The organism is Pseudomonas onubensis (assembly GCF_965653655.1).
GTDB lineage: Bacteria > Pseudomonadota > Gammaproteobacteria > Pseudomonadales > Pseudomonadaceae > Aquipseudomonas.
Genome location: NZ_CBFHAZ010000016.1, coordinates 36,982 through 59,465, shown reverse-complemented (window position 1 = coordinate 59,465; position 22,484 = coordinate 36,982). Strand labels below are relative to the sequence as shown.

The window sequence follows — 22,484 nt, the reverse complement described above, 5'->3', positions numbered from 1 at the left end:
GGTAAGACCCACAAAGTCTAAAAATAGGTCAGATAGTTCTCACAGGGACCACCGGAATTATCACACGCAGTATCACACCTTTTTTGACGCTGTCATTTTGCGCGTCCCACGAGGACGCGCTTCGGATATTAAGACCTTAGCGGACCCTACAAGCCATGAATAAAAACCTGCGCTTCAGCCATAAAATCCTGCTTGCAGCCTCCCTTATCGTCATCGCCGCTTTTGCACTGTTTACCCTCTACAACGACTACCTGCAACGCAACGCGATTCGCGACGACCTCAATAATTACCTGCATGAAATGGGCGATGTCACCGCCAGCAACATTCAAACCTGGCTCACCGGGCGCATTGCCCTGGTCGAAAACGCTGCACAGAACATCGCCATCAACCCTGAACCCGCCGTGGTTGCTGGCCTGCTCGAGCAGAAAACGCTGACCTCCTCGTTCATGGCCACCTACGTGGGCGACAGCAAAGGCGCCTTCACCATCCGCCCCGACACCAAGATGCCGGACGGTTTCGACCCACGGGTGCGCCCTTGGTACAAAGGCGCCCAAAGCAGCAACGGCTCAACCCTCACCGAACCCTACATCGACGCGGCGACCGGCCAGTTGATCATTTCCGTCGCCACCCCCAGCGCCAAGGCCGGGCAAAGCATCGGCGTGGTCGGCGGCGACCTGAGCCTGCAAACCCTGGTGGATAACATCGGCGCGCTGAACTTCGGCGGCATGGGCTACGCGTTCCTGGTCAGCGCTGACGGCAAAGTGCTGGTGCACCCGGACAAGAACCTGGTGATGAAGACCCTGGCCGACATGTACCCGAAAAACACCCCGAAAATCAGTGGTGATTTCAGCGAAGTCGAGGCCAATGGCAAAGACAACATCGTGACCTTTACCCCCATCAAAGGCCTGCCGTCGGTGAACTGGTACCTGGGCATTTCGGTGGATAAAGATAAATCCTTCGCCATGCTCAGCAAATTTCGCACCTCGGCCGTCATCGCCACGATCATCGCGGTGGTGATCATCATCGCCCTGCTCGGCATGCTGATCCGTGTGCTGCTGCAACCCCTGCACGTAATGACCCGCGCCATGCAGGACATCGCCGATGGCGAAGGTGACCTGACCCGCCGCCTGAACATCCAGAATCACGACGAGTTCGGCACTCTGGGTAACGCTTTCAATCGCTTCGTGGAACGTATTCATACCTCGATTCGCGAAGTGTCCTCGGCCACCGAGCAGGTCAATGAAGTGGCACTGCGTGTGGTCAGCGCCTCCAACTCGTCAATGGTCAACTCTGACGAGCAGGCCAATCGCACCAACAGCGTGGCGGCCGCCATCAACGAACTGGGCGCGGCTGCGCAGGAAATTGCGCGTAATGCCGCCCAGGCGTCCCATCAGGCCAGCGATGCCCGGCACTTGGCCGAAGACGGTCAGCAAGTGGTCGAGCGTAATATCAAGGCAATGAACCAGCTGTCCGAGATGATCAGCGCCTCCAGCAGCAATATTGAAGCGCTCAACAGCAAGACGGTGAACATCGGGCAAATTCTGGAAGTGATCACCAGCATCTCCCAGCAAACCAACCTGCTGGCGCTGAACGCTGCCATCGAAGCCGCGCGGGCCGGGGAAGCCGGGCGCGGGTTTGCGGTAGTCGCCGATGAGGTGCGCAACCTGGCGCACCGCACTCAAGAGTCTGCGCAACAAGTGCAAAAGATGATTGAGGAACTGCAAGTCGGCGCCCGCGATTCGGTCAGCACCATGAGTGAAAGCCAGCGCCACAGCCTGGAGAGCGTGGACATCGCCAACCTGGCCGGCGAGCGCCTCAACAGCGTGACCCAGCGTATTGGCGAGATCGACGGCATGAACCAGTCCGTGGCCACCGCCACTGAGGAACAGACCTCGGTGGTGGAGTCGATCAACATGGACATCACCGAGATCAACACCCTCAACCAGGAAGGTGTGGAAAACCTGCAATCCACCCTGCGCGCCTGTACCGACCTGGAACAACAGGCCGCACGCTTGAAACAGCTGGTGGGCAGTTTCCGCATCTGATTCCGGATCTGATCCAAAGGCCCGCCGAGCGTTTAAGGCGGCGGGCCGCTAGGCTTGCTCGGGATCGGTTTTAGCCTGTTCCTGCTGCCACAACTCGGCGGCACCGGGAAACTCGGTGCCGTCCTCAGCGTCCAGGTCATCCGGGTCAAAACGGCTCAAACACCCCTCGCCCAGCGTCGCAGGCGCTTTGGAGGTGGCTTTATCGAGTGGATCGCTCATCGCTCAATCCTTAAGGGCGGACAAAAAAAGGGCCTGGGACGATTTAACGCCCAGGCCCTTTTTTCTACAACTTAAACGAGGCTATTTAAACGTGGCTATTTAAACGTGCTATCAGAACACCACCGTCTTGTTGCCGTGCACCAGCACGCGATCTTCCAGGTGGTAACGCAGGCCACGGGCCAGCACCATCTTCTCGACGTCACGGCCGAAACGCACCATGTCTTCAATGCTGTCACTGTGGCTGACACGCACTACGTCCTGCTCGATGATCGGGCCGGCGTCGAGTTCCTCGGTCACATAGTGGCAAGTGGCGCCAATCAACTTCACACCGCGCAGAGAGGCCTGGTGGTAGGGCTTGGCCCCGACAAACGACGGCAGGAAGCTGTGGTGAATATTGATCACTCGGCCAGCGTACTCACTGCACAGCTCCGGCGGCAGGATTTGCATGTAGCGCGCCAGCACGACCACATCGGCTTCGTGCTGCTTGACCAGGCGGGAGACTTCGGCGAATGCCGGTTCCTTGTCCTGTGGGTTGACCGGCACGTGGTAGTACGGGATGCCATGCCATTCGACCATGCTGCGCAGGTCATCGTGATTGGAGATCACACAGGCTATCTCGCAGTCGAGCTCATCGCTGTGCCAGCGGTGCAGCAGGTCGGCCAGGCAGTGGGACTCGCGGCTGGCCATCAGCACGACACGTTTTTTCTGCTCCGTGTCGGTGATATGCCAGGTCATCGAAAACTCTTCGGCGATCGGCGCAAACGCCTCGCGAAACGCTTCAAGACCAAAGGGCAGCGTGTCGGCACGTATCTCGTGACGCATGAAAAACCAACCGCTGAGATCGTCCGAGTGATGGCTCGCCTCGGTGATCCAGCCGTTGTGGGAGGCCAGAAAGTTACTGACTTTGGCAACGATGCCAACCCGGTCCGGGCAAGCAATCACCAGCCGAAAAGTGCGCATTAGGGGGAAACTCCAGAACTTCGCAAAGGCCGCCATTCTAGCGATTACGCAGAAAAACTGCAGTATTCCTTGCACCTTATTCTGTCGCCCGGCGCGGGTGACATCCCTTAATAGCGTAGGGTTTTACCTCCGCTATTATGAACGCCCCTCACGGGCAGGCAATTATCCGAAATAAAATGGAATTATCTTTACACCTACCACCTAGTAATTAACTCGATTGCATAGCAGCGCCACAAACATTCAACGTAATTCACATAAAAGCCTGCTTAAATGTTTACTTGGGGAAATTGCCTGACTATTATTAGGCCACTCACTGTCAATCCGCGCTCTACATAAGGTAGTCCACATGTCCCTGATCAACGAATACCGCGCCACCGAAGAAGCTATCAAAGAACTGCAAGCCCGCTTGAAGAACCTGTCCCAAGACGACAAGCTGCAAACCGAGCTGGAATTCGAAGGCAAACTGCGCACCCTGATGGGTGAGTACTCCAAATCCCTGCGTGACATCATCGCGCTGTTGGATCCGGAATCTAAAGTTAAAGCACCGCGTGGCGCTGTGAAAACTACCGGCACCAAGCGTGCACGTAAGGTCAAGCAGTACAAAAACCCGCACAACGGCGAAGTGATTGAAACCAAAGGTGGCAACCACAAGACTCTGAAAGAGTGGAAAGCCAAGTGGGGCGGCGACGTGGTTGAAGGTTGGGCTACCCTGCTGGGCTAAGCCTGGTCGGGCTGCGGCCTGATATGCAACACATTAAAAACGCCAGCTCGCTGGCGTTTTTTATTGTCCGATAAATCTGCAAGTACCGGACTACAGGCCCAGGCGAGCGGCTAAAGAGTCGGCATACTCCTGCCATTCATCCAGCACCTGGCACTGAAACGATGTAGCACTAACAGCCAACTCCTCACGTGCCTGCTTAAATGCCAACAGGGTATTGGGTGCGCCCCACTCCGGGCTCGACAAGCGTTGCTGACAGAAAAGTTTCCAGCGTTGTTGCTCATCGTTGTCCAAGGTGTCAGGAAAGTTACGAGCGCGGTAACGGAATAATAATTCCGGCAATCGATGATCATCGAAAGGCCACTGCTGACGTGCCAACTGTGAGGGTTCAGCCACTCGGACTTGTTCGCATAACCGTCGGTCGCGGTCACCGATAAAACCATCATAGAGCTGCTGCTCCGGGTCGGTGCTCGGCGCAAAGTCTTCCTCTGCGTAAATGGCTGCCAATTTGTCACGCCAAACTTCCTGTGCGTCAGTTAGTCGCAGCGCGCGTGCCTGGCACACGTCCATATCGAAGTTCAGACGTTCGCGATCCTGTGCGCGCAGCACACTCAATGGCGCGACCACCGGGCAACGGTTGATATGCAACAACTTGAGCGGCACTGGCAACTCACCTTGCGCCAACTCATCACGGCGCGTGTAGAGCCGCTGGCGCAAGGTTTCTGCGTCCAGGTCGAGCAAGCCCTGCGGGTCGAGGCCAAGGTCACAGACAATCAACGCATTGCGATTGCGCGGGTGCCAGGCCAGGGGCAGCACCACACCCAGGTAATGACGCTCGGCGGAGAAACGCCCGGAAATATGCACCATGGGCTGCAACAGACGGATCTGATCCATCACCCGCTGCTTGCTGCGCAGTTGAAACAGCCAGTCATACAATTTGGGCTGCTTCTCGCGGATCAGACGCGCCAGGGCAATGGTGGCACGCACGTCCGACAGGGCATCGTGAGCCTGGCCATGGTCGATGCCATTGGCTTGGGTCAAACGCTCAAGCTTGAGGGTGACACGCCCGTCCTGCTGCGGCCACTCAATGCCTTCGGGGCGCAGTGCGTAGGCCGTGCGGACCACATCGATCAAGTCCCAGCGACTGTTGCCGCCTTGCCACTCCCGGGCATACGGATCAAAAAAGTTGCGGTACAGGCTGTAGCGGGTCATTTCATCGTCAAAGCGCAATGTGTTGTAACCGGCACCGCAGGTGCCTGGTGCAGCCAGCTCGGCGTGCACGCGGGTCATGAAGTCGGCTTCGGCCAGGCCTTTTTCCGCCAGAATGCCAGGGGTGATGCCGGTTATGGTGCAGGCCGCCGGATGCGGCAGGATATCGTCACTTGGCTGGCAATAAAGGTTGACCGGCGGGCCGACCTCGTTGAGCTCGAGGTCGGTACGAATACCAGCGACCTGCAACGGGCGATCGTTGCGCGGGTTGATGCCGGTGGTTTCATAGTCGTACCAGAAAATGGTGGTCACGGGCTGTTCCTGTGCTGAAGATTGGCAAAGTCTAGGCGCTGCAAGGCCCCCGGGGCCAGCGATAGATTACTGTACAAACATCCAGCAAAACCTTGAAGGGTTGCTTCCAGCGTCGACACTGCTAGCATCCGTGTCTTCTAGCCGCCCGCACTGCCAAGGATCGCGATGCCATCAGTTCCGTTGGATACCCACTACCCGATCGAGACCCCCGAGGGCATAGACTTGCCCTTGCGCCCGGCCGGCTTGATGCCACGGGCACTGGCTTTTGCTTTCGACCTGGGTGTGCGCGGCCTGATCATGGGTATCCTGCTCGTGCCGCTGGCGTTGCTTGGCAATATCGGTATTGGCCTGGGCTCGCTGCTGCTGTTCCTGATCAGTTGGTGGTACATGGTGCTGTTCGAAGTCCTTAACCAGGGCTGCTCTCCGGGCAAGCAGGTGATGGGCTTGCGCGTCATTCAGGACGACGGCACCCCCATCGGCTGGCCCGCCTCACTCATCCGCAACTTGCTGCGTTTTGTCGACATGCTGCCTTTTGGCTACTTCCTCGGCGCCATCAGTTGCCTGCAACACTCGCACTTCAAACGCCTTGGCGACCTCGCTGCGGGCACGCTGGTGGTCTACCGCGAACAGCCCCTGGCGCGCCCCAAGGTGCCTCAAGCGGCCGCCCTGCGCCTGCCCTTTACGCTGGAACTGAGCGAACAACGCGCCATACTGGCGTTCGCCGAACGCCAAGCTGAGTTGTCGGCCGATCGGGTGCACGAACTGGCTTGCATCCTGGCAACGCCGTTGCACGTATCGCCGGCTCGCGCGGTAGAGCAACTCAATGGCGTTGCGCGCGGCTTAGTGGGGCCAACATGAAGCAGAGCCTGTTCGAAAGCCGTCATCAGCCGCAGTGGCAAGCCTTCGCCGCACAGCTCACGCAGCTGGAGCAAGGCAAGGCCAAGGCCGGCGACATGTCTGACTTCCCCCATCATTATCGACGCCTGTGCCAACACCTCGCCCTGGCCCAGGAGCGTGGCTACAGCAGCTACCTGATAGATCCCCTGCAACAACTGGCACTGCGCGGCCATCAGCAGTTGTACCGCCACCGCAGCCAATTGGGCGCGAATATGCTGGGCTTCATCCTGGCGGGTTTCCCGCGCCTGGTGCGCGAACAGTGGCGCTTCGTGTTAATCGCCGGTGTGTTGTTCTTTGGCAGCCTGGTAGGGGTTGCGTTGCTGGTCTACCTGTTCCCTGACCTTATCTACAGCATCGTGAGCCCCGCGCAGGTGGCCGAGATGCACAGTATGTATAACCCGGATGCTGGCCACCTGGGGCGTGCTGCCGACCGCGCGTCCAGTGAAGACTGGATGATGTTTGGCTACTACGTGATGCACAACATCGGGATTGCCTTCCAGACCTTTGCCGCCGGGTTGCTGTTGGGTCTGGGCAGCGTATTCTTTCTGATTTTCAACGGCCTGATCATCGGCGCCATCTCCGGCCATCTCACCGAGATCGGCTATGGCCAGACCTTCTGGTCGTTTGTCATCGGCCACGGTGCTTTCGAACTCACCGCCATCGCCCTGGCCGGGGCGGCAGGCTTGCAATTGGGCTGGGCGGTGATTGCTCCCGGGCACCTGACACGCGGCGACTCCCTGCAGATGGCGGCACGCAAAAGCGTGCGGATGCTCTGCGGCGTCATGCTGTTGCTGCTGATCGCGGCGTTTATTGAAGCCTATTGGTCTTCCTCTACCACCATCGCTCCCTGGATCAAATACCTGACGGGCGCCGGGCTGTGGCTGTTGGTTGCCGCCTACCTCATGCTTGCCGGACGGACTCGCCATGCGCCTGAGTGAGGCCAGCGTAGTGATTCGGCCCCGCAACTCCTGGGAAGCCATGGACCTGGGTGTACTGATGGCCCAGGAATATCGACTGCTGCTAATGAGCAGTTGGGCAATGGTGACGTTGCCGATATTCATTTTACTGACCGTGCTGCTGTGGCGTTACCCGTCCATGGCCATGTTTGTGTTCTGGTGGTTAAAACCGGCGTTTGACCGATTGCCACTGTACATCCTCTCCAAGGCCTTGTTTGGCGAGACACCCGGCCTCAAGCAGGCTGTGCGCCAATGGCCGCGTCTGCTCAGAGGCCAGCTGCTGGCCAGCCTGACCTGGAGGCGACTGAGCCTGAGCCGCAGCTTTGTAATGCCGGTGAGCCAGCTTGAAGGCCTGGACGGCGATGCCCGTCAAAAACGCCTGGGGGTGCTGCTGCAACGCAACGCTGGCGCTGCACGCTGGCTGACCACCCTTGGCGTGCATATGGAAATCGGCCTGTGGTTCGGTTGCATGGCACTGTTCTACCTGTTCATCCCACAGCAACTGGAACTGGATTGGGACTGGCAACGGCTGGCGCTGGCAAGCGGCTCGGAGGGGTTGTGGCTGGAGCATTTGAGTAACGCCTTTTACGCGCTGATTCTGGTGTTCTGGGAGCCCATCTATGTCGCTTGCGGTTTCAGCCTGTACCTCAACCGCCGCACCGTGCTGGAAGCCTGGGACCTTGAACTGGTGTTCCGCCGATTACGCCAGCGCCTGACCAGCGTCGCACCGTTATTGCTGGTGGCTGTGCTGATGCTCGTACCATTCAGCCACCCGGCCATGGCGGATGAGCCAAGACCGGCCAAGCAGGTCACCACCCAGGCCGCCAGTCAATCGATCAAGACGCTGCTGGACAGCCCACCGTTCAAGAACCCGGAAACCGTCACACGCTACCGTTTTGGTGACGAAAAAAACGCCGCGCAACCCAAGGTAAAGGGTGACGGTAAACTTCCGGCCTGGCTTCAGGCGCTACTGGACAGATTCAACCGCGACACCTTCAAAAACGCCGCCCTCGGCCTGGAGGTACTGCTCTGGAGCCTGCTGGCGGCCGGCCTGGCGCTGGTGGTGTGGCGCTACAGGGAGTGGCTGCACACCTTTGTCAGTCGACGCGGCCCCGCCAAAGCCAAAACCGCCAACGCGGCCCCGGCGCAACTATTCGGCCTGGCGTTGGGCAGCGACACTTTGCCTGACGACATTGCCAGCACCGCCGAACAGCTGTGGCCCACCCACCCCAGGGAAGCCCTCGGCCTGCTGTATCGCGGCCTGCTCAACCGACTGCTGCACGACTTCAACCTGCCCCTCAAAAGTGCCGACACCGAAGGCCAGGTCCTGGAGCGCATCCACCTGCTGCAACAACCGCAACTGCTGGCCTTCAGTGACGCACTGACACACCACTGGCAAAACCTCGCCTATGGCCACCGCCTTCCGCCGGCGTTGGTACACCAGCAACTGTGCCGCGATTGGCGCACCCTGTTCAATACGGGAGCCGCCCAATGAAGCGCCCCCTGCTGTGGATTGGCCCGCTGCTGGCCTGCCTGCTTGGGGCCGGTGGCCTTTACGTTTGGCACAAAGCAATTCCCTACGACGAAATAGTCGATCGCGGCCCATCGCCACAAGCCCTGGCCAACCCCTACCTTGCGGCCGAATACTTCCTGCGCCAGCAGGGCCTGACAGTGGAACACGCCAGCAGCCTGGAACGCCTGGCACAACTGCCAGGCAAAGGGCATAGCCTGTTGCTGCTGGGTGAGCGCAGCAACATGACGCCTCGCCAGACGGACCAACTGCTGGACTGGGCAAAGTCCGGTGGCCACTTGCTGCTGGTCGCTGAAGCGATATGGGATGAAGAGACAGGCAAAAGCGATGACTTGCTGCTTGATCGGCTGGGCTTCCACCAAACACTAGGCGAGGACGTTGACGAACCAGCCTCCACACGCAAAAAGAAAGGGCCGAACCTAAGCAAACTTTACGTCGATAATGAGACCGCCCCGGCCTATTTCAGCTTCTATACCAGCTTCAGCCTCACCGACCCCAAGCACCTGGCACAGTTTTCCGCCAACAGCGCCAAATCCAGCCATTTGATGCAACGCAACTTTGGCCAAGGCACCGTAACGGTTGTCACCGACAGCGACCTGTGGAAAACCCCAGGCATCGGCAAACACGATAACGCCTGGCTGTTGTGGTATCTCAACCGGGGTACAGATGTAACGCTGCTGTTCAACAGCGACGTGGACGACCTGCTTACCCTGTTAATGCGCAACTTCCCACAGGCACTGGTGGCGCTCTGCGCACTGATTGCCCTGGCACTCTGGCATGCAGGCATGCGCCAGGGGCCGACCCAGGCGCCCGCCCCCAAGGCCCGTCGCCAATTACAGGAACACTTGAAAGCGAGTGCCGACTTCCTGCTGCGCCGCAGTGGCCAAGGCACGCTGCTGCGCGCTTTGCAGCGTGATATCCAGCGGGCTGCAGGGCGGCGCCACCCAGGCTTTGAACACCTCGACAGCGACGCACAGTGGCAGGTCCTCGAACGCCTGACGCGCCAACCCTCCCACGTCATCCGCCAGGCCCTCGACCCACTCCCGGCAAAACGGCTCACCAGCGCCGATTTCAGCCGTCAGGTGGCGAGCCTGCAAACTCTCAGGAATGCCCTATGATTTGGCTCTTGGGGTTCGTTAGGTTGTTTTTATTTTAGAAACAACCACTTAGAAAAAAACCCACTAAAGTGCTTGAGACGTTTCAATCATCTTAGGTCTGTCAAATAGGCCAAGCGATTGGGTGTCTTAGTCTAGGTGGGGAAGTTGAATGGAGCTTGTTTGGAGTACTGAGGACTTTGTGATCGCTGGGCAACCTTATCCAGGATTTCCCATTCTGCTCTGGGACACGATGGAGAGCTGCGTTCAAGCCAATCTGTTCTATCGCAACTACCTGCTTCGCGGGGCCATTGGCTCGAAGAAGTCATGGCCCAATACAGGCCGTGCAATTTACGATTTTTTCAGCTTCCTTCAGGCTCATGAGCTTGACTGGCGCGACGTGGATCGTGGCGAGGCCAAAAGCCTTGTAGCGGCCTACCGGGACTACTGCTTGGTAACGTGCAAGCTGGCATCGAATACCACTCGACAGCGCCTGACTTACATCTGCAAGTTCTACGAGTTCGCTCTGAAGGAAAGGTGGGTGACGCGCCTGCCATTCGACTATGAAGAAATCACCGTGAAGCGCGAAACAAGCTTCCTTGAGCACACCAATGCCAGTGGCGGCAAAGTTATGGCAAATGATGTGATGCCACGTCGCAATAAGACTCTCCCCAAGTTCCTGACCATCTCCGAGATCAAATCGCTTCTGGCTAGTGTTGAGAACCCCCATCACCGAATGATGATGCGCCTAGCGTTGCACATGGGCTTGCGCCGAGAGGAAGTCGCGAACTTCCCGTTGGAGTATGTGTTCGACCCCGAAAAGGCTGGAAGAACCGAACGCAATATCCGCCTCCGACTTGATCCGTTCGACGGAAGCGGCATGGTGACCAAAGGTAGCAAGCCGCGAGATATCTATGTAAGCCGCAAGTTCTTGGCAGAACTCTATCGCTATGCATCAAAGGCACGTGGCGAGCGCGCATCGCTGAGCAACACTCCACAAAAGCCGCTGTTCCTCAACAAAGCTGGGAGATCCTACGGTGACGGCAAGAGCCTTAATCGGATCATCAACAACTCCGGCAAGCGTGTTGGAATCAAGGTCCATACACACATGCTTCGGCATAGCTATGCAACCCACACCTTGATCGGCCTTCAGCGCAACCGGTCGAGCGGACTGGACCCTCTCGTTTTCCTTCAGCGGCAACTCGGCCACAGCTCAATTCAAACGACCATGCTGTACCTCCATTTGGTCAACGACATTGCCGACGAAGCGGTGCTGGCCTACGACGATGAGCTGAATGCATTGGAGGTAGATGCTTGATGGGGAAGCGTAAGGTATTTACCAAGACCGATCTCAGCGTCCCACAAGTCGAGCACAGCATCGACACCGCTGGCAACGTGGTCGTTCTTCCTGAGGCTATCCCTCCGTTGAACACCGCTGTCAAGTTCACGCGGAACAGCTCCAGCACCCGGAGCTTCGATTTTGCCCGGTGGTATGGCGCGGGGATTGACCCTATCACCTACGCCTGCCAGCGCCAAATTGAACGTTTCCTCGCCGGTCAGGACGGAGCCATCGCAGTTACTACTGCGGCTCATCACTGCACAATCGGGCTGCGTTACTTCCTCGATTACTGCCTGCTCCGGGCGGCAGCTTTTGGACGTAACTTGGTCTTGGCAGATGTAAACCGAGACCTTATCGACGGTTATCTACGCCATCTAACTGGGCTTAGTTTGGCAACTATCAGTCAGAAGAACGTCTACACGAAAACAAAGTCCTTGCTTACAGCACTTGGGCGGCGCGGATTGTTCCCCCTGGTCCCATCGGGGGATACCGCTACCTTCCCACGCAACCCCTTCCCAAACAGCAACCGAAAGGTTAAGGGCGAGACGGCGCTGTCCAAACGCGAGCGGCAGGCGTTTACAAAAGCACTGCGCGAGGCTATCAGGCCGATATGGAGCGATAACCCACTTGTGACGGGCTACCTTCTGGTCGCTGCCCTGCTGATCGTGGCATTGCACACCGGACGAAATACCACGCCACTGCTTGAGATGGGTCGCGACTGCTTGCGGCCACACCCCAAAGACAACACTGTGTTTCTGGTGCTTTGGAAGCGGCGCGGCTACAACACTAGTAAAGTCCCGCTGCGGTCCGAATCAGACGCCGAGCGCCTTCTCGAATACACGCCCAGCGTTAGGATAAACGTAGAGCGTCTGATTCGTCGCGTTATGGTTTTGACCGAGCCATTGGATTCAGACGCACCGGGCGACCTTAAGGGGCGCGTGTGGCTTTATCGCCGCCGCAGCACGGAGTCAGTCGGTCAAGTGACGTTGCTAAGCGCGGCGAGTTTGGAAAAGGAGGCGAGGAGTCTTGTAGCTAAATATGGGCTAAAGGATAGCGACGGAAATCCATTGCGCATAAATATCTCGCGCCTGCGCAAAACCTTTGCGAACCGTATTTTTGAGCTTACCGATGGCGATCTCGCGACCACCGCCGCAGCGCTCGGCAATACCCCTCAAGTAGCCGACAGGAACTATTTAGCGCCCGGCCCAGACGCCCGTCGCAACTGGAAGTTCATGGGTGAAGTACTGGTGCAGGAGTTGCAGACTCACACAATAGGCGAGACCTATAAAGACACCCCAATGGGTCGTTGCGCCGATCCGGTGAACGGCCAGTTCGCCCCAAAGCGCAAGGATGCGAACTGCATGAGCTTCATGAACTGCCTGCGCTGCACACACTACGCGGTGACTGCTGAGGATCTCTACAAGCTGTTCAGCTTCTACTTCCGTGTGCTGGGCGAACGCTCGCGAATGGACAAAAAACGCTGGGCAAGAGAGTACGCCCATATCCCTCGTCTGATCGACAAGTACATCGTCGCCGAGGGATTGCGGCGTGGCATTTTCAAGACCGCAAACGTTGAGGCCGCTCGTGAGCGCGCCCGCTCACAGCCGCACCCATACTGGTCAGTTGATCTGATTGAGAGCTTGGAGATCTTTGCATGAGTGACGAAACCTTGTTGGCGCTCTCATGGACGCCCATCATCACCCCGCCGGGTGACGTGCGCGGACTCCCTGAGTCCGAACGCGATGCTGCTATCATCACCGCTACTCAGGTAGATGGACAGTGGGTCATCCTCAGCCGATACGCCGACGACATCTGGCATCTCGATGGCTTCACCAGTAACCGGTCATCCTCTCAAAGACGCATAGACTTCAGTCAAGTGCCACTAGCATTTAGAGCGGTGGTGAAGGCGATAATGTACCGTTACGTAATGCGCGGGCGACAAGAAGCGGGTCGACCTAGAGGCTCTACGGCTCGTTATGTGTTCAATTCTGCACTGCCATTTCTGCGCCATCTTGAAATGCTGAAACTAGACCGCCTGAGCGTGGTTACACCGATGATCTGTATGGCCTACGTAACCGCCTGTAAAGCACACCTCCAGGCCAAGCGTTCTATAGGCAAACCATTATCACCGCGTGGGCTGGAAGCCCGCTTCATAGCAGTCGAAGCATTCTATGAACTCAGCCAGTATACCGACGACCCGATGCCTCAGCATCCTTGGCCCGAGACATCCGGAAGGGCAATGGCAGGGACTAATAGCGGGAACACTCGAAGTGTAAAGACGCCGCTGATCCCCGATGACGTGTTCTGCACCTTGTTCGGAGAGGCCCATCACCTAGTCGAGCGCGGTCATCAAGTGCTTAATCTGCGAGATGAGCTTGATACTGTAGCGGCGCAAGGCAATGCGCTCAGCGTCGAGGGTCTCGTTTGGGCTAAGAATCGCCACTTGAGCACCTCTGGTTGGGAAGGTGGTTTGAAGGTATTCAAAAAAGCGCTGATCGATCTACGCACGGCCTGCTACATCGTCTTGGCCAGCACCTCCGGCTGCCGCAACCACGAGCTGGCCAATCTACAGTCGGGCGCAGAGCGCCGCACAGAAGACGATGAGGGCATCATCTATCACTGGATGCGCTCTCGATCTGACAAAACCGATGCTGGCATACATGACTGGATGATTCCTGAGACCGCCGTGCGCGCTCTGCGCCTGATGGAACGCTGGAGCGCGCCCTACCGAGCGATGATCGCTGCTGAGATTATGCACCGCCGTCGCGCAAACCCGCTTGACCCACAAATCGCAGAGGCGCTAAAGCATCGCCATTCGCTGTTTCTCGGGGTAAATCCAAGGGCTAACAACCAAGTGCGCACACTCACCAATACGACTTGGGATCAGAACCTGAAGGCTTTTACCAAGAATTGCGGACTGAGCTGGAAACTCACCACTCACCAATTCCGCCGCAAATTCGCCAACTACGCCGCACACAGCCGCTTCGGCGACCTGCGCTACCTCAAAGAACATTACGCGCATTGGTCGATGGACATGACTTTAGGCTACGCCATGGACGACGGGTGGGGACGACATCTGGACCTTGACCTGTATGCCGATATTGAGGCGGAGCTGGACGATATCAAAGTAGACGTCGTCGATAACTGGTTAGGAGACAAGTCCTTAGCTGGTGGCTATGGCCGGGCGCTCGATCATTGGCAGCGCGATCCACAGAACTTGCTGATCTTCAAGGATCGCGCCTCGATGGTGAAATCTATTGCGGAGAGTTCCGTGATTCGCAGCAACGGCCACGCTTGGTGTACCGCAGATAATGATGGTTGCGTCGGTAATACTCTTGACCGTACTCGCTGCGGCGACTGCAACAATGCCGTCATCGATGCCCGCCACGGCCCCATCTACCTGCGACAATATAATGATCTGAGAGAGTTGCTGCATTGCCAGGATATTGGCGGGGGAGGTCGTCAACGCGTTGAACGCGACTTAAAACGCTGCCGAGACGTTCTCATTCAATTGGGCATGGAGACCCTGATCGCATGAAGCCGAAGGACAAGACAGCCAACTACAAGCCTGCTGAGGATCGTGAGAAAGATCTGAGGTTAGCCATCTACCGCATTCAGAAGGGACGTGCTCATACCAAGGAAACTAAGGTGACCATCGCCGCTGTCGCTCGCGAAGCGGGTGTGTCAACAGCGTTGATCCATAACCACTATCCAACCGTTGCAGAGACTATCCGGGAGATTCAGGGCCGATCTAGTCGAGCCGTGCGGGACGTGAAGCATCAAGATTTGATTGCCGAGCGGCTCAAGTCTACAAGCTATCGTCAAGAGAACGAAGAGTTAAGGACCAAGGTCGCCAGCATCGCCTCTATCAATGAGGTGTTATTAGACGAGAACCATACCCTCAAAGCCAAGCAGAACGACCGGAAAGTAGTCGAACTCGTTGTGAAAAAACCGTCTGGATAGGAAGGTTTCGTAACCGACGTTATAGAGATTGGCATGCGTACATTGACCCGTATCAAAGACACACTGAATCTCGGAGAGTGCCCAGATCCTCTCCCTGGTCAACCGGAGTTTTAAAACTATGGCAAGTACCAATGAGGCTGCACGTTTTCTCGACTACTACCTGGACGCTTCGGTGGAGTCTGAATATGCAGTGATGCTGAGTGCTCCATGGGGAGCTGGAAAAACCCATTTTATTAAAAGCTATCTGGATGCTCGGGCTGCCGGGCTACCGCCTAAAGAGCAACCTGGTTACCTGTACGCCAGCCTTTATGGGGTTGCTTCGGTGGGGGCTATCCATGACCAGTTTTTCGCGCAGGCACACCCTTATCTCAGCTCAAAAGCCTCTCGGATTATCGGGTCTGCGCTTTCTGGTGCTATAGAAAAATTCGGCGGGATGAAACGGACTGACCAGCTTGCAAGAGACATGCTGCTCAAGCTGGATGGCAACATCCTCGTCATTGACGATCTCGAACGCTGTTCTATGAAAGTCCCGGATATTTTGGGTTTCATCAACAGCTTCGTCGAGCACGAAAAGTTGAAGGTCATCATCCTTGCCAACGAGGAAGAGATCTCTGGAAAGGAGGATTACGAGAGGCAGAAGGAGAAACTCGTGGGCAAGACCATCCAGGTCAAGGCGGATCCCTCCGAGGTGTTGGATAAGCTCACAGTGAGGCTAAGAACGCATTTGGTGCGTGAAGTCGTGACGCATGAAAGAACCGCGTTGCTGGCTACGTTTAACGGATCAACGCACCCTAACTACCGGAACCTACGCGCCATCCTCGAAGATTTTGAACGTCTTGTGGAGGCTGTCGATGTTCGGTTGCGAGACAAGCCAGAAGCAATGAAGCAGCTACTTCTGTATATGATCGCGACCGGAGGCGAGTCGAGAAGCGGTGCTTTGGATAGGGAAGCTCTCAGGTTACTTCGCACCAGTCAATTCTCTACAGGCCTTCTTTCGAACAAAGAGAGATCACCAGCGGACAAGCAATTTGATCTATTGAAGAGTCGATATCCAGAGGTCAAATGGACTGACCCTATCGTCAGTCCAGAGCACCTTTCAGAACTGTTTTTCACAGGCAAAATTGACGCCGACAAAATCAATGAAAGCCTTGCCCGTCACCCCGAGGTTGCCGGTCATGTAGATATTCCGGCGTGGAGGCTCCTCTGGGACTGGACCAGATTGTCCAAGGGCGAATACGAGACGGCGAAAACTGCGCTTCTGAGCCAGCTTGACGAACGCAGTATTATTTACCCAGAGCTAATTTTGCACGCAGCAGGCATTATCATTTCGCTACGCCAGTTCGGAGATCCTGTATTAGGAGAGGACTGCTCGGCAGAGCAGTATTTCTCTGACTATGCTTCATGTCTGTTGAACTCGAACACGCTTTTGGCTGGGACCGGCGCGTTTGGATTGGGTGGGACGGGGGCACTCGGCCTAGGTTACTCATCCTCTGATACCCCGGAATTCCAAGCCATCTACAGCATGATGAAGAAGGCCACGGACGAAGTGTTCCATCGTCAGATGCAAACAGTTGCGCGAGGCTACGTTGAGCTTTTGGCCGCCAGTACTGATAACTACAGTTCGCTGTATGAGTATGGTGTCCAGGACGGCAACTATGCCGCCACGCCTTTCCTTCAGTTCATCGATGTGAAGGATTTCGCGAAGCTGCTAATCATCGACTCCTGCTCAAATGAGCAGCTTTTTGCGAGCCTTATCAAGCGCTACGAACATGACCATATGAGCCGGAAAGCATTGGCTGATGAATATGACTGGACTGACAGCTTGAAGGCAGAACTGCTGAGGATCATCAGCACCGAAACGGCTCCGTTTGCCGAGTTGCTGAAACTGCGATTGGACTATTACTTTGGAAAAATTGGCGAAGGGATCGGTCGGCCAACTGCTGAGCCATAAGCCAAACGGGCCTGCCTTTGGATTGAAGACAGGTCAGACCCCTGATGACCAGCAGCCAGGTTTTGGATGGCTGAGCAAGGACGAAAATGAGTGAAATTAACCTACCTCCTGAGCAGCAGGAGCGCATTAAAGCAGTGGACGTTGATCGCCTGTATAAGCTCGTTGACCAGACCCTATATGACGGTGGAACCGGCGCACTGAGAGAGTTGCATCTGGAGTCCTGCGGTGCCTACATCGCTGAGCAATTGAGGATCTACGACCGGGCGTTGTCCGGGTACGCCAAGGCCAAGTCTGCGAAGAAACGCGCCGAAACTGAAATGGATGCACGTCGCGCAGGCAGCGCCCTGATTTCAGCCGTCAATCAGATGCAGAGCAGAGTTGAAACTGAAGAAAAAGAAGGCCAGTTCTTTTTTGTTGATGATCATGTCATGCAGCCTTTCGGCATTAACAATAATTTAACCGTTTCCATCCGCTTTCACTGGCGTACCAACGTCATAGACCCATGGGTCTATGGGGATATCAAATTCATACACCAACATTCGCCAACACCTTCTTACATGGTTTATCCGCCGAAAAGGAAGTCAAGCGCGGCAGCAGAATCTCGGGAGAGGGAGTCGGAGTTGTACCGTGTATGGGATCAGCTTCGCCAATCAGCTCTACATTCTGTGAAGGAGTTTTTCCAGAAAGGCGGCCATGGGGCTGACATTCCAGCCACGTTCAAAGCAAGGGTAAATTCTTACGGCGGCGGTTTGGATAACCATAGCTTGCGGTTCTGGATTCAAGGTTGAGGATACCATCCATAGCAGCTAGGGGACGGAACCGAGGTGAGCTACCAACTCGCATCATTAGGCGAAGCCGGTCCCCTAAGCCGCTAAGCGAAAGTGGCTAGGGGTAGCCTCTGGCTAGTGTTACCGATGCTAAGCAGCAGGCTGTTAGCCGTAGACCATTGCCTCGGAAATCTACCCAAAGCCGCCGATGAAGAAGCGTTCGAGCCTCGTCGATAAACGTTGGCGAAGTAAGGGCATTGATTGTGCCCACCGCCACTTCAACGTCATTTTTTGGCGGCAATCGATTTCAGAACCCCGACTGTACAAGATGCAAATGCAGAGACAATTGTGACGCTTCGCCCACACTGCTTGAGTAAGAAGTTTTCAAGGTCATTTTCGGTATGAAGCCGTTCCATATTCTTCCGGGTCTAGATCTCTGGCAAAACTATGCAATCATCCATTTAGCCCTAATGCGTCACGTAGCGATTCGTTGTCGGGCCACTGCCTACCTATCAGCCAGCAGACACACGCCTGACCGATACCTCGGCTGATTGCGCCGATGCCCTGAAGGTGAGTGGCGCACAAAGCGCTAGCCTCAGCTTTTTCGGCTGGGGTCTCATTGTGACCATGCGTTTCAAGTGATAACAGTCGGTAGAACACCGTATACAGATCCTGCACCTCGGCTTCCTTGGCCTGATCCTCCACGGATTTGCGTCGACGAGTTCGTTTTGCCTGTTCTTTTTCCAGAAATTGGGCGGTCACGTCCTCACCCGTGTCTCGATCCAACATTTTGGCGGTGCCAGCTTTCAGGTTCATTTTCAGCGCCTTCGCCAACTCTGCGGGACCCGCGCCCATTTGGGACTCCGCATTCTCTACAGACCTGATGCCCCACAAGACCGTGATCAGCTGTTCAAGCAGGCTCCGGCTCAGAATTCCCAAGCATGCAGAGTTTTCAATTGCCCCTAGAGCGACTGCGCCTTTCACCAGCTCCGATGCACGTCTCAATTGCTGACGAGTAAATTCGTCGCGGGCATCAGGAGATTCTCCAGCTTCCATCTTTGACGCCTGGATCAGCAACCCAGCCTGCACCTTCAACGACTCTACAAGTTCACTGATATTTGGGGTTGGACTACTCATGCGGTTCCAGCACCTTGCTCGATGTCGATGCAGGACAATATTCAATTGAAACAGCTTTTTCCACCCATCCCTTTGATCAACGCCGAACACCTCGTCGCGCTTGGTGGCCAAAGGCTCCCTGCGTCCTGCTTATGAGCGTCCGTTATGAGTCGGTTGCTGCCGGTGGCGACAGGCTGCTACCGGCCAAAAGAGCCTTCCGTTGAACGTGGTTCCTCACCCGTTTGAGCACCAGCAGATCCATACAGCTGCCCCTCGAAGGCTAGGTGCGTTGCTACTCTATCCTCAGCCCTGGCATCCTGCGTAGCCTGTGCACCGATGCCACCAGTCGCGAGCTAAAATGCTAAACAAGGCGAAGGGCACGCCTTTATTACCAAACGCTATCATGAATAACGGAAGTTCAACCATGAATGAAGAGTGGATTCTCCAAACCAAGGAAACTCGCAGAGTATTTTGCAACGCGACATGGGTTCCTTTGAGAGCGTCTGTAGAAGACAAGAAAGGAGACTTGAAGGAGATAGGTCATATCAGTGAGTATTTCGGTTGTGGCTCCGTTGCATTCCCGCCAGAACATCGAGTCCTTGTGGAAGAGCGTCTTGGCTGGAGCGACATAGGAATAGGTCACACGGTCGCGCCGTATGCGTACGAAGATGGATATTATGCTTCAATCGATCAATATCAATATAACGATAAAGAGCCCATAGGCTTTAACCTAGTTTACGTGCTGCCGCAACCCGTCATAGGTGGCAACAAATGGATGTTGAGTCCAGATCTCATCGTTGCGCTGCGTCTCATCAAAGAAGGTGACAACTGGGTTAGGCCTGAAGAAAACTTTGTAATAGTAGCTCGCGAAACCTTCGACGCGAACGGCGAACATCGTCTTATTGAAATAAAAAGAGAGTTCCTAATTGATTATTTGGCAGCTAGAAATTTGTCACTTCGCCTATCGTATTATCGACAAAGAGTAGAAAATATCGCCGCTTTGCAGAATAGCAATTATTCAAATTTGCAAACACGAAGCGAGGAAAGAGATAACGGTAGGTTCGAGCTGATCGTTAGGGATCTCAATGACGTGTTCGGGGGAAGCTGGGCGATGTTTCGTGCTTGGCGGACGGACGTCGATGAGGATGAAGACGCTCCGGTGATGGGGCCTGAAAATGATACGAACACAGGCCATGAAAGCTCCGATGGGCAACGTGGAGGCTATGCAGGCGTTCGGGTCGAGGGTGAGTTTTGGCGGGAGGAGTGGGTCGACCACCAATCAAAAAGCCAGCGCGTTCGTGGAGATACTGATCAGAACCTCCCTCAATTCATCGTGGAAACTGATGGAACTCGAATGCCATCACGGGAGCTTAGGAACGAGGACATCGGTCGTTGGCTATGGTTTCGGGCCAGCGTTGTCACTGAGCTTCTGAATAACCGCGGCTTTAAGTTGACCTGGTACACTGGCGAAACTGGGGCTATTCAGTCCACGTCAGGGTATAAAACTCACTTTGGGATCAATAGCGCTGACCTAATTACTGTCTACGCCTATGACGTCGCTCGCTTGGCCTCGTGGGAACAACATGTTTGGGCAGCACATAACACTGCTCCAGAAGGCAAAGTCTCAAGCGAGTTGCTAGAGTCCCAGGTGAAGGCAAAACCAGCATCTACACATGCGGTTGAAGAACTATTCTTTGGAAGCATGAGGCTTCTAGAAGATGGGTTTCGAGAAAAATACAATATATCCTTATTCACCCATGATATTAATGACACTGAGATCGGACAACAAATATCTAGATTTGCGAGTAGGGATAGGCCAACCCTACTCAGATTGGCCAAAGATATTATTCGAGTATTCTCCGACAGACTCAACGTGCGCGAATTACGCAAGCTTTCTACACACGCGGAGAAAGATAAGCTTGGCTCGAATAAATTGCTACAAAGTATCCTGGCTCAGGGTATTGGAACCGACGGCGCCCAGCGGGTGTTTGCGGAAATTGCCGGTGCTTATGACATGCGAGTGGGAGATGCGCACCCTACTGGTTCGAAGGTTACAGATGCTATCAAGCTCGCGGGCGTCAATGAAGATAACTCGCCCTTACGGCAAGGAGAGCAGCTAATTCACAATGTTGGGCGGTCGATTTGGTATACAGGAAAATACTTGTTCGGTGAGCCTGATGGTCTAGACGAGTAGCATTTAGGACGCTGGGAAATTAATTCTTCACCTCGGCTCGCCTGATACTCGTCGACTAAGCCGCTCGCCAGTTTAGCGCAGCGGCTTCGCGCGCAGAGATGGCAATGCCAACGCTGAGATGCTCGAAAGCTGCCTTTTATGATTGTCCGCTTTTGGCCATTAGCTACACCTCGCGAAAGGCAGCTTTGGGTCGTTATCCGCCATTTACGAACAGCTGCGCTCACCCGAAGCGGACTCGCGATGAGGCGATTCGATCGTGAGGGAATTTTAGAGGCTGCGGACAGGCCGTAGGTGGCCTCAAGCTACTGGGAAAACGGCCAATTGAAGTTCACCCCGTTCTTTTGTGTGGGCCTCAAGGGAGGCGTCTGCCTTTATGGCGTCGGTGAATCGCTCCATAGCTGCCACCCACTGCTCCAACAGTTCGATGCACTGAACTATGACCACGTCGTCTGGTGTGAGACCTAATTTTGGTAGCTTCGCGTGGACCTCGGTCAGTATCTCTCCCTGTGGCCTAAGAGGTCCGACGGAATAAAAGATTTGCTTCGCTTTTCCGTCGCGAAACAGTTTTGACTCTGAGGAACCAGTATGGAGAAATCCGCATCTCGCTGCGTAAAGGTCAATTGCGTCAAGAGAGATTGAGCCTGCTGGTAGAAAGTAATCGTCGACCCAACGTATGAAGTCACTACGAGTGTGGTCGATATTTGCGCTGGTAAGCCAAGCCATTTTGTCAATTGAACTGAACAGCAGGGCCAGCGCGTGCGTGTCACAGCCGCTCTGAGTCAGGACTGTTACGGCACGCATGTCGGATTCGATGGTGTTCCAAACTGCGGAAGGGATAGGCATAAAAACTCCTTAGAAAATTGTTTTGCGTCTCCACGGTTCGCCGAAAGAGCTTGGAAAACTGGATGCGCTGCTATGCACTCTGATGGCGTTGCGGGCTGGCATCCATATCGGATTTCGCCATGGAGATCCGCCTAGCGTCTGCTGTCGGCCGATAGCCCTCTGTCAGTGCACTGGGCGATGACTGCACCGGTCTACCCAACTCTCGAATAGCAATGTGCGAATTTTGCACAATGCTAATAGACCCATCCTCCAGGCTTGTGGATAGCTGCACTCCGTTCTGACTGCCTTCGACTCGGAGCCCTTTCACATGCCTGGACGCACAATGACGTAACGCTATTTTTTGTTCGTAACATAGCTATGTTACGCAAAA

At 55.5% G+C, this 22,484-nt stretch carries 18 protein-coding genes and 1 pseudogene; 14 read left to right on the top strand and 5 right to left on the bottom strand.

The features are described 5' to 3' along the window. Positions 1 to 155: 155 nt before the first annotated feature. Together ACTD9P_RS08350 and ACTD9P_RS08345 are read left to right on the top strand one after the other, a co-directional pair. Positions 156 to 1,187, top strand: a pseudogene (locus tag ACTD9P_RS08350) (HAMP domain-containing protein); the annotation flags it as partial. 93 nt (positions 1,188 to 1,280) lie between these two features. Then, complete coding sequence (locus tag ACTD9P_RS08345; RefSeq protein ID WP_371923617.1) at positions 1,281 to 2,045, top strand: methyl-accepting chemotaxis protein; 765 nt, start codon at positions 1,281 to 1,283, stop codon at positions 2,043 to 2,045. Between the two features lie 48 nt (positions 2,046 to 2,093). Here ACTD9P_RS08345 and ACTD9P_RS08340 read toward each other — a convergent pair whose 3' ends face one another. Next, positions 2,094 to 2,264 (bottom strand): hypothetical protein, encoded by a 171-nt coding sequence (locus tag ACTD9P_RS08340; RefSeq protein ID WP_178112624.1) that lies wholly within the window; start codon positions 2,262 to 2,264, stop codon positions 2,094 to 2,096. 111 nt (positions 2,265 to 2,375) lie between these two features. Beyond that, entirely contained in the window at positions 2,376 to 3,224 is an 849-nt protein-coding gene (gene purU / locus ACTD9P_RS08335; protein WP_017139791.1) for a formyltetrahydrofolate deformylase, read from the bottom strand. 346 nt (positions 3,225 to 3,570) lie between these two features. Between purU and mvaT the strand changes: the two genes are divergently transcribed. Continuing rightward, a complete protein-coding gene (gene mvaT / locus ACTD9P_RS08330; RefSeq protein ID WP_005790963.1) occupies positions 3,571 to 3,945 on the top strand; it encodes a histone-like nucleoid-structuring protein MvaT in 375 nt (124 codons plus the stop codon). Between the two features lie 90 nt (positions 3,946 to 4,035). On the opposite strand, the gene sbcB is transcribed toward mvaT, so the two are convergent. Further along, positions 4,036 to 5,463, bottom strand: coding sequence for an exodeoxyribonuclease I (gene sbcB / locus ACTD9P_RS08325; protein WP_438867330.1), 1,428 nt, complete (start codon positions 5,461 to 5,463; stop codon positions 4,036 to 4,038). 165 nt (positions 5,464 to 5,628) lie between these two features. Here sbcB and ACTD9P_RS08320 point away from each other — a divergent pair, with 165 nt between their 5' ends. The 10 genes from ACTD9P_RS08320 (at position 5,629) to ACTD9P_RS08275 (ending at position 17,982) form a co-directional block, all read left to right on the top strand. After that, positions 5,629 to 6,321: an RDD family protein gene (locus tag ACTD9P_RS08320; protein WP_438867329.1), complete on the top strand. Its 693-nt coding sequence runs from the start codon at positions 5,629 to 5,631 to the stop codon at positions 6,319 to 6,321. Further along, complete coding sequence (locus ACTD9P_RS08315; protein ID WP_438867328.1) at positions 6,318 to 7,298, top strand: stage II sporulation protein M; 981 nt, start codon at positions 6,318 to 6,320, stop codon at positions 7,296 to 7,298. The genes ACTD9P_RS08320 and ACTD9P_RS08315 overlap by 4 nt, the downstream gene beginning before the upstream one ends. Further along, complete coding sequence (locus ACTD9P_RS08310; RefSeq protein WP_438867327.1) at positions 7,285 to 8,811, top strand: DUF4129 domain-containing protein; 1,527 nt, start codon at positions 7,285 to 7,287, stop codon at positions 8,809 to 8,811. Before ACTD9P_RS08315 ends, ACTD9P_RS08310 begins: the two co-directional genes overlap by 14 nt. Further along, positions 8,808 to 9,965 (top strand): DUF4350 domain-containing protein, encoded by a 1,158-nt coding sequence (locus ACTD9P_RS08305; RefSeq protein WP_438867326.1) that lies wholly within the window; start codon positions 8,808 to 8,810, stop codon positions 9,963 to 9,965. Before ACTD9P_RS08310 ends, ACTD9P_RS08305 begins: the two co-directional genes overlap by 4 nt. Before the next feature lie 148 nt (positions 9,966 to 10,113). Then, positions 10,114 to 11,259, top strand: coding sequence for a tyrosine-type recombinase/integrase (locus ACTD9P_RS08300; protein ID WP_304574883.1), 1,146 nt, complete (start codon positions 10,114 to 10,116; stop codon positions 11,257 to 11,259). Next, the gene (locus ACTD9P_RS08295; RefSeq protein ID WP_438867325.1) at positions 11,259 to 12,938 is read left to right on the top strand and encodes a hypothetical protein; all 1,680 of its coding nucleotides are present in this window, start codon (positions 11,259 to 11,261) and stop codon (positions 12,936 to 12,938) included. The genes ACTD9P_RS08300 and ACTD9P_RS08295 overlap by 1 nt, the downstream gene beginning before the upstream one ends. Continuing rightward, positions 12,935 to 14,818, top strand: a complete 1,884-nt coding sequence (locus tag ACTD9P_RS08290; RefSeq protein ID WP_438867324.1) for a site-specific integrase — start codon at positions 12,935 to 12,937, stop codon at positions 14,816 to 14,818. Before ACTD9P_RS08295 ends, ACTD9P_RS08290 begins: the two co-directional genes overlap by 4 nt. After that, positions 14,815 to 15,243 (top strand): TetR family transcriptional regulator, encoded by a 429-nt coding sequence (locus ACTD9P_RS08285; protein ID WP_438867323.1) that lies wholly within the window; start codon positions 14,815 to 14,817, stop codon positions 15,241 to 15,243. Before ACTD9P_RS08290 ends, ACTD9P_RS08285 begins: the two co-directional genes overlap by 4 nt. 118 nt (positions 15,244 to 15,361) lie before the next feature. Then, positions 15,362 to 17,194: a P-loop NTPase fold protein gene (locus ACTD9P_RS08280; RefSeq protein WP_438867322.1), complete on the top strand. Its 1,833-nt coding sequence runs from the start codon at positions 15,362 to 15,364 to the stop codon at positions 17,192 to 17,194. A gap of 86 nt (positions 17,195 to 17,280) precedes the next feature. Beyond that, positions 17,281 to 17,982 (top strand): hypothetical protein, encoded by a 702-nt coding sequence (locus ACTD9P_RS08275; RefSeq protein WP_438867321.1) that lies wholly within the window; start codon positions 17,281 to 17,283, stop codon positions 17,980 to 17,982. Positions 17,983 to 18,414: 432 nt separating this feature from the next. On the opposite strand, the gene ACTD9P_RS08270 is transcribed toward ACTD9P_RS08275, so the two are convergent. Beyond that, the gene (locus ACTD9P_RS08270; RefSeq protein ID WP_438867320.1) at positions 18,415 to 19,209 is read right to left on the bottom strand and encodes a DUF5677 domain-containing protein; all 795 of its coding nucleotides are present in this window, start codon (positions 19,207 to 19,209) and stop codon (positions 18,415 to 18,417) included. 292 nt (positions 19,210 to 19,501) lie between these two features. Between ACTD9P_RS08270 and ACTD9P_RS08265 the strand changes: the two genes are divergently transcribed. After that, a complete protein-coding gene (locus tag ACTD9P_RS08265) occupies positions 19,502 to 21,271 on the top strand; it encodes a hypothetical protein (protein ID WP_438867319.1) in 1,770 nt (589 codons plus the stop codon). 297 nt (positions 21,272 to 21,568) lie between these two features. On the opposite strand, the gene ACTD9P_RS08260 is transcribed toward ACTD9P_RS08265, so the two are convergent. Continuing rightward, positions 21,569 to 22,114 carry a hypothetical protein gene (locus ACTD9P_RS08260; protein ID WP_438867318.1) on the bottom strand — a complete coding sequence of 182 codons (546 nt, stop codon included), beginning with the start codon at positions 22,112 to 22,114 and terminating at the stop codon, positions 21,569 to 21,571. Positions 22,115 to 22,484: the final 370 nt, after the last annotated feature.